This is a genomic window from Bartonella sp. AA1HLJMS (genome assembly GCF_042197445.1).
GTDB lineage: Bacteria > Pseudomonadota > Alphaproteobacteria > Rhizobiales > Rhizobiaceae > Bartonella.
In genome coordinates this window covers 65,381-79,718 of sequence record NZ_JBHIRW010000007.1, presented here as the reverse complement: position 1 = coordinate 79,718, position 14,338 = coordinate 65,381, and the positions used below count along the sequence as shown (strand labels likewise).

Genomic DNA, 14,338 nt, shown 5'->3' with positions numbered 1-14,338 from the left:
CGCTGTACCGCGCTTTTCACAAGGATGTGGTCATTGGTCATTTTAACATGGGGGGCATCAAGGGCGGCTTGCACCTTTGCAATTAAAGCCTCATCAGCCACCCCTGAAGGAGCGTCACTAAAAAGCGCAACATGAATAAGCGGACTTTTACCCTCACGATAAACAAAAGCATCTTTGACATGGATATCGCTTGAGAGGGCAAAATATTGATAACGTGGCGCTGTGCCACCTGTGGAATGTCCTTGTCTATTCAAGCGAATGCGGCGGCGCAAACGCTCATCATCTTCATCCAAAAGGCGCGTGACCCCATGAAAATCCCCCAAATGATCTAAACTTGTTCCACGCGCAAATGTGAGTAAATTATCCCGCGCCACTTCATTAATTCGCTGGCGCAATAGCAACTCTTCATAAGCGGACGCTTGCAATTGAATGACCACGGGATCATAAGCCGTCTTTTCCACATTATAAGGAATATGATGCGCCGCAAAAAGCTCAGTCAAACGCGTGATCTTTTGCTCTAAAATTGCTTCAACAGAAAGCTCTTCAATAATTTGTGGCAGAGGGAGTTGTGGAGGGGGAATCTGTGAAAAGGATAAAGGTTCAAACTCTGTCATCACCAACCTCTAAATTGATGCTCATTGGCTCTTTGTGTGACCAATCCCCCAAATGCCCCTCTCTCTGACTGGTTGCACGACAAATAAATATGCTTCTTCTTGTGTTGGCTGGTTGCCAATTTATTTAGACAAGAAAGATCTGAACGCCATCAGTTCCAATTTAGCAAGAGAGATCTTAAAGCACAATAATCTAGGTGAACACTTATGTGGGTGGAAACATGGTTAGAAAAAAATCCAAAAAACACACAGAGCTTACAGAATCAGAAAAAGAAATGCTTCAAGAAATGATCATTACCTATCAAAGTGTGAAAATGATGTCTCGTTTGATGAAGTGGATAGCATTTTTTCTTTTTTTGCTTATCCTTGATTTTGCACGCCTTATGGATGCGATAGACAATATCTTTGCACATTATAAAACAGTGGCTAACCAAAAACTGAAAGCTTTACCCCCTCCCCGCTTTTAAAGCGAGGAAAGAGAGATTATATCGTAATCTATCCGCTAATCGCTTAAATGTTTCTTAGATACCTGACGCGACAATAGACATAACAATTATCAAGCCTCTCCAGATATAAAAGACGCCCATTGTTCTGAGAGAACACGGCGCTATTCTAAAAAATCCGTCCGCATGTAAGCCTTTGTCACTGAATTCCCAACTGAATACGCAAGAACAGATTCTGCAATTTCAAATGGTGTTGACGTTGTCTCTGCTATACAGTCCCGCAGAATCGATCTGAAACCATGAAGTCTATAATTAAAACCTTTGTTTTTCATAAATTTAGAAAGTGCTACATCAGATATAGGCTTTCCAAAACTCTCAACAAATAAAAAACCATTTTTTTGCTTTTTCAATAACAGCAAACGCTTCATCTGTAAGCGGCACATGAAAATCAGAAACCTTTCCAACAATTCTCTTCATATTTTCTTTTGGGATAATCCATATTGATCCATAAATCTCTGAATATGCCTGATTGGTATAAAAAAAACGTCAAAATAAGAAGTTTTAAAGCTAGATGTGATACAAGCTCATCATTTTAAGATTGAAAAAACTTAGGCATTTCTTTCCATGGCATAGCTGGAATATTTTGGGTATTTTGAATAAACTTTTCTAATAAAGCTTTTGCTTTTAATTGCATATCCACATCTATACCAAGTGCCACCGCATGTTTTATAGCTATATTCAAGCGGGATAGAGCTTTACTTGCTGTTTCGTTTTTTGTTTTCCAAATAGGAAAAATGCATCCTTTTATATCAATTTGCGTCAGTTCAATGATTGGCGTATCATCAAGTTTAGGAAAAACATGTAACTCAAGAGGTGTTAACCAGCTTGCTGCTTTTCCTTCATTTTTCAATTCGTTTTTTTGGTTTCAAAAGCACTAGAGGCAATTTCTCGTAAAGAAATCCCCCCTGCCCGACGCAAATTTTCTTTTTGTTTTCGGCCAATCGGGTCTATTCTTTGATCTAAAAGATCACGATAAGCTAAAGCTTTGAACAGTGCTTCTTTTAAAGATACATTGCGACAAGAGCCTAATCCCATTTCTCGTCGTCTTTTATTGAGGTCAAACCTAAAAACCCATCATCCTTGATCTGGTGTAGTTTTGATAAGCCATAAACCAGCTCTGTCAGCATATTTTCCTTTAGATAGATTTTTTACAGATAAGATAGACGGTCTATCACGTTCTTCCGAACCACCTTTTAAAAACCACCTTTTGAATTGCACTTGGAGCACTTTCATCTGGTACCAAGATTATATATAAAAGGCAATTTAATAAATAAAATAAAATAAAAACAATTAGTTATTAAACAGAAAAAAGATAAACTGTGCTATCAGGTGATATTGTAGAGAGTTCTAAGGGAAGAAAAAATTGTTGCACAAACGTGCACGCCGTCCGCACCACTCTATGTGAATTTTCTTTATTTTCTCATTACTTAGATAGTAAAAACTCTCTTTAAGTTTACTGTTTGCAACTCTATAACGGTATTATAAAGTGATAACTGTAATAATATGAAAGACGAAGCAATCCTTCTTTGCCAACAAATGTTTCAACCACACCTCGTGAACTAAAAATTTTTTATTCTTAACAATTAAGAATCTGAGTAACTCTTCCTTACCTCCTCATTCTCACTCAAAGTCAGAGCCCCCCTTTTTTCACCATAAAATAGTGTTTACAATGCATAAAATTAAAAAATAAAGGCCCTATCACAGAAATAGGACCTCTTAAATTTAAGCTCCTTTATCCTACAAAATTAGAATTTGTAAGCTATTCCTGCGCGAAAATCATTCGTCTTATACTTAACTTCAATCTCGTCTTTGAATTTCCTTTTACCAAAATCTGAGTAACGATATTCCGCACGCACAACAAGATGATCTGTCATTGCAAAATCAACACCACCACCGAGAGTATAACCAATCATCGTTTTTGTTACATCCGATGTCCTATTAAATGGCTCACCTCCCGTAATTACTGTCGACAAAATATCCTGAAACTGTCCATAAGCAACACCACCAGCAATATAAGGCATCACACGCCCCGTAGAAAACCCAACACGCACCCGTGTAGCACCTGTCCATTTTTGTTTTAACGTATGATTAAACGTTAAACTGCCTTTCTCTTCTTTATCCTCTGCAGAAGAGCGAGAAAAGCCTCTACCTTTTCTCCTGACAATTTTTGCCTTTTTTCGACTTTTTTCTTCTGTACCTAATTCCTCAGTATCAGTACCCGTTCCTTCAGTACCCGATCCTTCAGTGCCGGATCCTTTAGTGCCGGATCCTTTAGTGCCGGATCCTTTAGTGCCGGATCCTTCAGTTCCACCAGCACTTGATTCATCTGCATGAAATCTTGTTTTTGTATCCTTTTTTTCCGTTAAAAGCATATCCGTATCAATCCCCACAATAAAATTATTACCGAGATCAAAATTAACACCCGCATAAAAACCACCTATAAATCCAGAAAGCTCAGGCATATACTGCTTCTCGACAGGCACCCATGGTTTACTTTTACTCTCCTCATCGGGATAGAGAGGAATATCAACATCACGCGTTATTGCAGAAGTCTTACTTGAAAAGCCACCAACTTGCCCCCCGAAATAAAAACCTGCCCAAGAAAAAGGTGAAGAAGCAACAACTTCTGAGGCAACATGTAATGGCTCTTCGTGAGCCACCACATCTGCAGCCTGTACTATAGAAGGTGAAATCAAAGAAAAAACAGATGCTGTTATAAATTTTGTATTCATAAAATTATACCCCATTGCTAAATTTAAATATAATCAAAAATCACATTTAGAAAAACAAAGTTTTATAAAATCTTATGCCGCAAAATCGCATGTACTCCTTTATATTTACATTTCAATCTACTACTATAATAATATATCATTACATCAAAATTTAATATTATCAAATAAATTTTAAAATATTATAATAATGATTACTTAAAATAATAAAGATTTAATAAAAATACCTTTTATCTTTTCAAAAGGAGGAAATATAAAACATTTTGTATTAAAAATACTGCAAAAAAATCACAAAATAGTATATTTTATGCATTTTTTAATGAAAAAATTCTAAAAATGATGTAATTATTTTTAGAGAATCGACGTTCATTAACAATATTATAAATATCTCAATATTCGTACATCCAAAATGCATACTGTAGATTCTACATAGTATAAAAAAACACCCATTTTATACTAAAATCATACTTTTTTTTACCATTTTCTAAAGGATGAGATTATTAATTACACACAATATCATTATCCTTCTAAATCTTGTCCCCAAACAAAAATTCTCAATCATTTTATTTAAAAATTGCTCTTCCCCTACTGATTTCTATATTATCATCTGCCTTTATTGCAAAACGGTCTTTATTAGGAAAAGTTATAAAACATCCCTTCATACAAATTGTAATTGTTTGATGAGTATTTAAAGAAATTTTTGAAGGTATACTTCCTTCAACAACAATAAGAGATTGTATCTTTAAATCAGTATTCTTCACTGTTGCAGCAAAAGCTGTTATGGTAAAAATACTTAATAGAATAACTGTAATCAAAATATAAGTATATTTCAGCATTCTAAGATTCCTTCCTCAGCAAAACGCTTATATAGGCTAAATCGAAGAGCATTGGTTACATGAGAAGATGAGGTAATATTAGGCACATAAATAGCCAAATTAAAGGAAAAACTCTTACGATCAAATGCTGTAAAACTCACCTGTGGGATAGGATTTTTTAAAACGCCTTCTGTCGCAGAAGCAATCTCTAACAAAATTTCAGCAACATGCTCTGGAGCAACCTTAGATGATACAGTAACTGGTATATCAATTCGTCCTACTTTATTACGTCGTGTCCAATTACTAACGTTGTTATTAATAAGGCTTGAATTGGGAATAATAATCGTCTTACGCTGAATTGTCTCAAGTTCCGTTGCACGCACACTAATACGCTTAACAACACCCCCTACTGATCCAGATTCTATATAGTCCCCTATTTTAAATGGTCTTCCAACTAAAATAATAAGTCCAGAGACAAAGTTTTGGACAATATTCTGTAAACCAAAACCTATACCAAGTGAAAGTCCTCCAGCAATAAGAGCGAAATTTCTAAGATCCAAACCTGCCATTGATAATCCGGTCAAAGCAGATACAACAACGCCTCCATAACTTATCACTGTTTTGATAGAATTACGTATACCAGAATCGAACTCTCCATGAACCAACACCACATTATCTAACCAACCAATAAATCGGCGAATAAGAAACCAGCAAACACAAAAAGAAATAATTCCTGTTACAAGAGAAATCAAAGAAAGACTAATATTTCCAATCTGAAAACCGGTCACCGATTGCCACAAAACTGCTTTTAAATCAGAATAGGAAAATCCAAACTGTACAGCAATTGGCATTGCACAAAATATAACAACAAATAAATTGAGAAAAACGCTCACAAAAACTCCCAATTGATTCATCGTTTTTTCTTCTAAATGAAACCTCTGCATCAAAAGATGACCAACCGTTGTTTTCATAAATTGGTCTTTAGTTCCAAGTGCTTGAGCGCTTTGTATTCCTAAATACATGAGAACTAAAAATGCTCCATCAATCATAATTTGCTGCGTAATAAAACGCGCAAGTCCAACGTAACCTAAAAAATTCAATACAAAGAGCAGTAACCCCAAGCCAATAAGAGGAATGCGTATATAAAATGGCCAAAAGTATGGCTCTTTTTTTTCTTCTTGAACACGCCTACGTCTAAACCGCAAAGGTACAAATGATATTATAAATAGCAATATCGCTACAAGAAAAACAGCAATAAAACTTTTAGCAATTGTTAAAGATAGAGGCGCTGAAATGATTTGATAAATACTATCAAGAACAGCGTCAAATGCCAAAATACCCCCTAAAGAAGTGAGTAAAATCACTAATTGATAAGCAGACGATGGTGCAATACTGAGAAGACGCACATGGGGCCTATTCGATGATAGAAGAACAACAGCTAATCGATTGATTAAAAATAATAAAATAATTTGACAACCTATCATATCAAAAACTGTTGTAAGCTTACCTGGATCTAAGTTAAAACTACGAAACAAAAACAACACAAGATAAACGCAAAGAATACATACAAGTGAAGGTAAGAGAACTGAAATAAAGGCGATCAATAAGCGTTGTAAATAAGATATTTCCTCATTAGACTTCGTAAAGTGGCAATACACATGAACAAGAACTTTTTGAGAAAAATACGAAAGTCCCAAAGTAATAAAAAGTGGAATTAAAAAGCAAAGAAATAGTTGTAAAAACTTGAAGTAAAATATAAAATTCCACCAAGAATTTAACAACACAAGAAAATCTGATGAAGCCTCTTTTGTTTTTTGGACGAGATGTTTAACCATCGGAATCGAAAACTCAAGCCTATACGTAAGCGTGCGTTTAAAAAGCTCCCGAGATTGAGAAATAGAAAGTTCAGCTATTCTATTTGCCGCTAAGAAAATTGCTTCAAAACGAAGCATGATACTGTTAATTTTAGCTTTTTGCTCTATCAAATAGGAATATTCCTTCACAGAGCTTTTCAGTTTTTTCACGTCACGATGGAGCTCCATTAATTGATCAAGAAGTGTATTAATCTCATTAAGAGGAGGACGCAAAACAAATGCTGCCTCAATAGCACGTTCACTGATATCTTGTGCACGTAACCGTAATTCTTCTAAAGCACGCTCATCTTCTGGCTTTCTATCAAAATCTCTTTTTAAAGTTTCAGTATTTTCTTCAAGAGTCTTAATAATCAACTGTTGTTGCAGAATAATTTCATCAACTGAATAAGAAGCTATCGTTTGTTCGACAATTGTATTTTGTGCCCCCCTATTACCCCATGCACCAGAATTAAATACAAAGATAATCCCCAAAAGAAGGAAAAGTATGTGGATGTTTTTTCTACAAAATGAATACATATCTACCTTATGAGCACAAAAGGGATTTTATTTTTCTCTTTTAAATATGGTATAAAGTAGATATTTTCAACTTTTATAGAATAATCTTATAAAAGCTTTCCCTTATCCTATAATACTGGTAATAAGATAAAAGAATGATAAATAAGCTGAACTCAATAAGATTAAAGAAGGCACTCTAGCATGTTTTTTTTGCACCTTTATTGCAAAAAAGAAGATTTTCTTCCTTTGACAACCTGGATTTTTCTATCCAGTTTAGGTGTATTCTTGACGAGCAACCTAGAAACACGTGCTTATTTAATCAAACAATCACACACCAATAATGTCATTAAAACGAATAGACTTGATTTACATCATAAGTGTGACCATGTGAATGTTACCACAACTGAAAACAAAAAACTTGTAACACTCCATACAGAATCTATTTTTATCAGGACCTTTCAAAAAATCCTAACATTGGATTTCTTTTTAATAAAGATTCCAGCTGTTGACACACGATTTCGTAACGTTAAAACACAATATTTCTCAAATAAACGCGCTCCTCCCAATGAACACACTTAATTCTCTTCCTTGAATATAAAAACGATCATCTTATTTTACTTGTGCTTTTAACTTTGAATAACTGTTAGATTGCCTATTTACGGAATATATCATGCGTACACCTGGTTGGTTAACTACCCTTTATTGTTTTATTCTTTTAAGCAGCATTTATGTTGCCTTACCCAATTTATTTTCACACGAACAAGTTAAAAACTCGAAATTCTTACCCGACACCCGTGTAGCACTTGGTCTTGACCTTCAAGGAGGCTCTTCTCTCCTGCTCGAGGTTGATAGCAAAACGTTAAAACGCGATCAGTTACATATAGTTTTAAGCAATGTGCGCAATGTATTGCGTGAAAAACAAATCCGCACCTCAAGTGTGCGTATTGTTGAAGATAGCGTTATTGCCCTTATTTCTGACCCATCGCAAACTGAAAAAGCACTCTCTGCTTTGAAAACATTAATAACCCCCATACACAGTAGCTTTGGCACAACAGAACATAACATCATGATCAGTGCTCAAAATGAAACTCTCCGCGTCACATTAACAGAAGCTGGTATAAAAGACCGTATCAGCAATGCTATTGAACAAAGCTTAGAAATCATCCGTCGTCGTATAGATCAAGTTGGTGTTTCAGAACCAGCCATCCAAAAGGTCGGAAATGATCGTATTATGGTCCAATTGCCTGGACTACAAGATCCAAAACAACTGCGTGATCTTTTAGGAACAACCGCTAAGATGAGTTTTCATCTTGTTCCTTCTAATGTGGACCCCAATAATCCCCCTATAGGTGTTTCTATTCTCCCTGGATACACTGATGCAACACAACATTATGCAATTTATGATCAAATTGCTTTAGATGGAAATGTCCTGAAAGATGCCCGTGCAGGTTTTGACCCCCAAATACCAGGACGTTCCATTATTTCATTTACGCTAGATTCCGCTGGCGCAAAAATATTTGCCGATATAACACGACAAAATATTAACCGTCCTTTTGCCATTGTTCTGGATAATAAAGTTTTAACCGCTCCGACCATCAATAGTGTCATTCCCAATGGACAAGGTCAAATTACAGGAAACTTTGACCCCAAAGAAGCCTCAACTCTGGCTGCTCTGCTTCGTGCTGGTTCCCTCCCCGCACCACTCACGGTCATTGAAGAGAGAACCGTAGGTCCAAATCTTGGTGCTGATGCTATCCAAATGGGACTTTACACCGGCATAATTGGCTTTATTCTTGTTGCAATTTTTATTTTTCTTCTCTATCGTATTTGGGGATTAATTGCCAATATAGCACTAGCTCTGCACACAATTTTAACATTTGCTGCACTGAGTCTTTTGGGTGCTACGCTTACGCTGCCTGGTATTGCTGGTATTATTTTAGGCATCGGTATTGCCGTTGATGCTAATATCCTTATCAATGAACGTATCCGTGAAGAAAGTCGAAAAGGTGTGGGTGCTTTTGCAGCCCTAGATCGTGGATTTAAACACGCTTTTGCAACCATTGTTGATGCAAATGTTACAGCAATTATAGCGACCGTCTTACTATTTTGGTTTGGCACAGGCCCAGTTCGTGGTTTTGCCGTAACAATGTTGCTTGGTATTATCATCTCCATGTTTACAAATATCACCATTGTACGCATCATCATGATTTGGATCGTTCGTAAATGGAAAATTAAAAAATTGCATATTCACTCTGCTTTCAACATCATGCCACAAAACACAACTTTCCACTTTATGAAAGCACGTTTCATTGGTATTGGCGTCTCAATTGTTTTATCAATGGCTTCAGTTTTTCTCTTTTTTAAGCCTGGATTGAATTTTGGTATTGATTTCATTGGCGGAAGCCAAATGAGTATTACCACGAAAGGACCAGCAGATCTAGCAACTCTGCGTTCCAAGCTTTCTACTCTTAATATTGGTGAAGTTACCTTGCAAAATATTGATAACGAAAATACCGTATTAATTCGCATGCAGAAACAAAGCGGTGGCGAAGCACAACAAACCACCGCCATTGATAAGGTCAAAACAGCTGTACAAAATATCTATCCCGATACCACATTCGATCAAATAGAAGTTGTTGGTCCCAAAATTTCAGGTGAGCTTGCCACAGCTGCTTTTACTGCTGTTATTCTTGCGGCTATTGCCATGTCTCTCTATATATGGTTACGCTTCGAGTGGTTCTTTGCCATTGGAGCAATTATCACTCTCATTCTAGACACCACAAAAATGATTGGCTTTTTTGCTTTGTTTCAATTTGATTTTAATTTAACGGCTATCGCCGCACTCTTAACAATTGTTGGATATTCTATAAATGATAAAGTTGTCGTCTATGATAGGATGCGCGAAAATATGCGTCTTTATAAAAAAATGCCGTTGCGCGAGCTGATTGATCTGTCAATTAATCAGGTTCTTGTACGTTGTTTTTTTACATCAGCCACAACAATTCTTGCGATGCTCCCCATGGCGATATGGGGTGGAAGTGCTGTTCATAATTTTGCATTACCCATGGTCTTTGGGATTATTATTGCAACATCATCCTCTATCTTTATTGCTGCTCCTATTTTACTCCTGCTAGGAAATTGGTGGCGTGAACGAAATAATCGTGCAAATATTAAAGTGAAATAAAAATGCCCTTTAATGCGTATGGTACATCTCGCCTCTCTTCTCATAGAAATATAGTCGTTTTCATTCATTCGCTTTTTGATCAAGAATAGTAAATAATCCATGCTCCACGACACACCACTTATCACAACTATTGTTGCAGGCTTATGTTTAGCATTTCTCTTGGGAATGATTGCTAGCCGTTTACGTATTTCACCCCTTGTAGGCTATTTGTTAGCTGGTGTTATTGTGGGACCCAATACAGGCGGATTTAAAATAGATTCTGTCATCATTAATCAACTTGCTGAAATTGGTATTATTTTGCTGATGTTTGGTGTTGGGCTCCACTTTTCCTTAAAAGACCTTTTATCTGTCAAAGCTATTGCTGTCCCCGCTGCTATTGCACAAATGGCATTTTCTACTTTTCTAGGTTTGTGCCTTGGTCTGATTATGGGATGGGGCTTTAGTGGAAGTTTGATCTTCGGTCTTGCTTTATCCATAGCAAGTACCGTTATCCTGCTACGTGCTTTGCAAGAGCGTCATCTTATTGAAACAGAAAAAGGACGCATTGCCGTTGGATGGTTGATTATTGAGGATTTAGCAATGGTCCTTATACTTGTCCTCATCCCTTCCTTGGCAAGTGCCCTCAGCAATACCAAAAAAGAAGCGTTGGATCCTCTTGTTCAATGGTTGGATTTAAGTATTTGGGGTATTTTTGGTCTCACTATCCTAAAAGTAATTGTATTTATTGCACTTATGCTCGTCATTGGGCGACGCGTTATCCCATGGCTTTTAAAAATGAGCGCACAATCGGGATCACGTGAATTATTTCGTCTTAGCGTCTTTACTATTGCATTAGGAGTAGCTTTCGGAGCCGCTCATTTATTTGGAGTTTCTCTTTCTCTTGGTGCTTTTTTTGCTGGTATGGTCATGAGCGAATCAGAATTAAGCCACCGTGCCGCGGAAGAATCTTTACCACTGCGCGATGCTTTTTCTGTTCTCTTTTTTGTTTCTGTAGGCATGTTATTTGACCCCGAGAAACTCTTAACTCATTTTTTCCCTCTCTTAGCAACCTTATTCATTATCGTAATCGGAAAATCTGCTGTTGCCTTTTTCATCGTTAAAGCTTTTCGCTATTCTAATGCAACAGCTTTGACTATTTCTGCAAGCCTTGCCCAAATCGGAGAATTTTCCTTTATCCTTGCTGGTTTAAGTTTAAGCTTAGGACTTTTAAACAATGACGCTCATGATTTAATTCTTGGAGGAGCAATTTTTTCTATTTTGCTCAATCCTCTTGTTTTCCTTGCCTGTAATAAAATTAAAAAACGTCTAGAAAAAAATTCTGCATCTTCACAAAATACCCAAACAATTATTGATATTGATCCACAAGATCCTGACCAAGATTTTTTACCGATGACCTTAAAAAACAACCATATCGTAATTATTGGCTATGGTCGTATCGGTAAGTGTGTTGCATTATCTTTAATAAATAGAGATGAACCTATAGTGATCGTAGAAGAATCAAAACGCCTCTCTGATAAAGCGATTGCAGATGGCTTTGAGGCTATTTGCGGCAATATCATTCAACAAGAAATAATGAACGCAGCAAATATAAATAATGCACATAAAGTTGTTATTACAATGCGAAGTACCATTGAAGTAGGAGAATGTATCGTGAATATCCGTGATATGAAGAAAGATATCCAGATAATCACACATGCATTATCCGACACAGAAACAACATATCTCATTGATTTAGGTGCTGATGTTGTAGTAACAGATGATGAAGAAATTGCCAATGGCATTATAGAGTATATAACAGAACGAAGATCTGTAAGGAATATGCTCAATCATGAAAATTTACAGAAAACATAAAATGGATACAGAATCGTGAAAATAAAGCAATTTATATGGCCATTGATTGGTATCTTAGCAATGCTGGTATCTATTCGAATTCTTTACATGAAGCTCTCTGCCATTTCATTTGGGGATGTATTGGAGCGCTTGAGCAATTTAAATGCACAGCACTGGTTATTAGCCTGTTTATGTTCTCTCCTAGCTTATGCTGCTCTTGCTGGATATGATCGAATTGCCTTGCAACATCTAGGCCATAAAATTTCTTGGATTTTTATCGCTATATGTTCATTTACAACCTACGCTCTTTCACACAATATCGGTGCTTCAGTTTTTTCTGGTGCCGTTGTACGCTATCGCGCCTATAAAATGAAAGGATTAAACGGAACAGAAATCGCAATATTAGTAGGTTTTTGCTCTTTTACTTTTGTAATCGGCACAATCTTACTTTTGGGAATCGTTTTGGTGCTGCAACCCGAAATTATCACCCTCATTCATAAAGAACTTCCTGAATGGCTCGGAACAACGGCTGGAGCAATTTTACTCAGCTGTATAGCACTTTATACGTTTGGCAGCTGGCTTCAGTTAAAACCCTTACGCTTAGGTAAAAAAATTCAACTCTCCTATCCACGGCTGAAAATTGTTATTCAACAGCTTCTCATTAGCCCTCTAGAGCTTTTAGGAGCAGCAGGAATTATATATGCTGTTCTCCCACATAACGCAGATATTCATTTTATATCTGTTCTTGGTGTTTTCCTAGCGTCTTTTACGATAACTCTTCTCTCTAATGCTCCAGCAGGAGGAGTAGGAGTTCTTGAAGCTCTCTTCATAACAGGCATGCCCAATATAAATCCAACCGATGTTATTGCAGCGCTTATTGTCTTTAGAATGTTTTATTTGATTATACCGCTCATCCTTTCATTATTTGTGGTCGTCATTTTTGAGGCGCGACAATATTGGAAAAGAGTCCCCAAAACACCACCGGAATAAATAAAAGGCTATCAATGACTTCTTTTTTGTGTACCTATAAAAGAACAAAACACCATCGTGTTGCCAATTTACATATCTTTTTTAAGAAACCTCTCTCAACGCTCTTCTCCATTACACAGCAGTACCCATAAATGGTATAATAGTAAAGCTATTGTTGCACCATCAACTTTATACTTAATAAAAGATCAAGCCTGCGCCATTATAATATTTTTCCAATGTTATGATAACTTTTAGCACTTAAGAACATTAATAAGAATTATTTTCATGCCTTTCTTCAATAGTCTTTATCCACACGTTAATCCCATTTATGATGCACAAATGAATGATTTTAATTAATTTATTATAAGAAGGATTGAAACAAAAGAAGTTTATGATAGTAAAGTTTTTTCAAACAAAGAATAATCAATTCTTTATAAATCAATATATTATAATGAATCTAAGTAGCTTTCTTAATATTTATATTTTTAGAGGTTTAGCTAACGGAAAGACAGCATAGCGTAACCACACAGCTTAATATTTTAAAACTTTAAGCCTCATTAAAGTTTATTGTCTTTCGTTTAACAGGTATTAACTTTAAACAATTAAATTGATATAATTTTATTCCTTGTATGTCCAGCTAACTACTTCATTTTATCTTGATTTACCCTCTTGGAATACTGATGATTATTACAGAAGTTTTTTGTTTAAGCGGGAGAGTTATCAAAAAATATCCACGCTGCTGACACAACTAAAGTGTAAAGTTTCTTCTGTCTTTAAACAATATGCTAAAAATCCAAAAAAATTTTAATCAATTTATATTAAAAGAAGTGAAAACTGTTGATTTTTATACCCCTTTTTAAATAACACAATTGTCGGTAAGAAGCTTCTCCTTACCAATTGCAACTTAAAAAAAGAAACAATACGCATTAAAAGATCTTTAAATGTCCTTTGGAAGTTCTTTGAGTCCCCTAAAAAGTACAAAAACCGATGACTAAGCTATATCAACAATCTTCACTTTTAAACAAACAGATATGGGGAAATCCTACTGCCCAATTTTATTTAGAAAATCGTACCTTAAAAAAATTACGCAATCAATAAGTTATTTACGGTATAAAACCAAATGGTGGGTGATGAGGGGATCGAACCCACGACCCGCTGATTAAGAGTCAGCTGCTCTACCGACTGAGCTAATCACCCATAAGTTTCTCAAAAAATGAGAATGAGCGTTTCTATAACGCTCCTAAGAGTGGATGTCTAGATATTTTGTTGTTTGTTATATGAACTCATTGTCTGTAAGGTTAAAAATATGATATTCACCACTTGATCTT

11 protein-coding genes, 1 tRNA gene and 1 pseudogene are annotated in these 14,338 nt (G+C 36.0%); 5 read left to right on the top strand and 8 right to left on the bottom strand.

The features are described from left to right. Positions 1-614, bottom strand: a 614-nt coding sequence (locus ACFIQE_RS03740; protein WP_375707278.1) for a baseplate J/gp47 family protein, incomplete at its 3' end; no start/stop codon positions are given. 218 nt (positions 615-832) lie between these two features. Between ACFIQE_RS03740 and ACFIQE_RS03735 the strand changes: the two are divergent. Further along, positions 833-1,052: pseudogene (locus ACFIQE_RS03735) on the top strand (hypothetical protein). A 166-nt stretch (positions 1,053-1,218) separates the two neighbouring features. Here the strand turns inward: ACFIQE_RS03735 and ACFIQE_RS03730 are convergent. From ACFIQE_RS03730 to ACFIQE_RS03705, 6 genes are all read right to left on the bottom strand, one after another. After that, a complete protein-coding gene (locus ACFIQE_RS03730; protein ID WP_375707277.1) occupies positions 1,219-1,518 on the bottom strand; it encodes a hypothetical protein in 300 nt (99 codons plus the stop codon). Positions 1,519-1,646: 128 nt separating this feature from the next. Beyond that, positions 1,647-1,964 (bottom strand): phage integrase central domain-containing protein, encoded by a 318-nt coding sequence (locus ACFIQE_RS03725; RefSeq protein ID WP_375640912.1) that lies wholly within the window; start codon positions 1,962-1,964, stop codon positions 1,647-1,649. Then, a complete protein-coding gene (locus tag ACFIQE_RS03720; protein WP_375707276.1) occupies positions 1,961-2,149 on the bottom strand; it encodes a hypothetical protein in 189 nt (62 codons plus the stop codon). Before ACFIQE_RS03720 ends, ACFIQE_RS03725 begins: the two co-directional genes overlap by 4 nt. A gap of 710 nt (positions 2,150-2,859) precedes the next feature. After that, positions 2,860-3,846 (bottom strand): outer membrane beta-barrel protein, encoded by a 987-nt coding sequence (locus ACFIQE_RS03715; RefSeq protein WP_375707275.1) that lies wholly within the window; start codon positions 3,844-3,846, stop codon positions 2,860-2,862. Positions 3,847-4,406: 560 nt separating this feature from the next. Then, entirely contained in the window at positions 4,407-4,679 is a 273-nt protein-coding gene (locus ACFIQE_RS03710; protein WP_375612155.1) for a hypothetical protein, read from the bottom strand. Further along, a complete protein-coding gene (locus ACFIQE_RS03705; protein WP_375693150.1) occupies positions 4,673-7,048 on the bottom strand; it encodes a mechanosensitive ion channel domain-containing protein in 2,376 nt (791 codons plus the stop codon). Before ACFIQE_RS03705 ends, ACFIQE_RS03710 begins: the two co-directional genes overlap by 7 nt. A gap of 180 nt (positions 7,049-7,228) precedes the next feature. On the opposite strand from ACFIQE_RS03705, the gene ACFIQE_RS03700 reads away from it, so the two are divergent. The 4 genes from ACFIQE_RS03700 (at position 7,229) to ACFIQE_RS03685 (ending at position 13,031) form a co-directional block, all read left to right on the top strand. Beyond that, positions 7,229-7,606 carry a hypothetical protein gene (locus ACFIQE_RS03700; RefSeq protein ID WP_375640916.1) on the top strand — a complete coding sequence of 126 codons (378 nt, stop codon included), beginning with the start codon at positions 7,229-7,231 and terminating at the stop codon, positions 7,604-7,606. Between the two features lie 91 nt (positions 7,607-7,697). Next, on the top strand, positions 7,698-10,211 hold the full coding sequence (gene secD / locus ACFIQE_RS03695; protein ID WP_375707274.1) for a protein translocase subunit SecD: 2,514 nt from the start codon (positions 7,698-7,700) through the stop codon (positions 10,209-10,211). Positions 10,212-10,310: 99 nt separating this feature from the next. After that, positions 10,311-12,062 (top strand): YbaL family putative K(+) efflux transporter, encoded by a 1,752-nt coding sequence (gene ybaL, locus ACFIQE_RS03690; protein WP_375707273.1) that lies wholly within the window; start codon positions 10,311-10,313, stop codon positions 12,060-12,062. 15 nt (positions 12,063-12,077) lie between these two features. Continuing rightward, positions 12,078-13,031, top strand: coding sequence for a YbhN family protein (locus ACFIQE_RS03685; protein ID WP_375630027.1), 954 nt, complete (start codon positions 12,078-12,080; stop codon positions 13,029-13,031). Positions 13,032-14,131: 1,100 nt separating this feature from the next. Here the strand turns inward: ACFIQE_RS03685 and ACFIQE_RS03680 are convergent. Next, positions 14,132-14,207, bottom strand: a tRNA-Lys gene (locus ACFIQE_RS03680). Positions 14,208-14,338 lie beyond the last annotated feature (131 nt).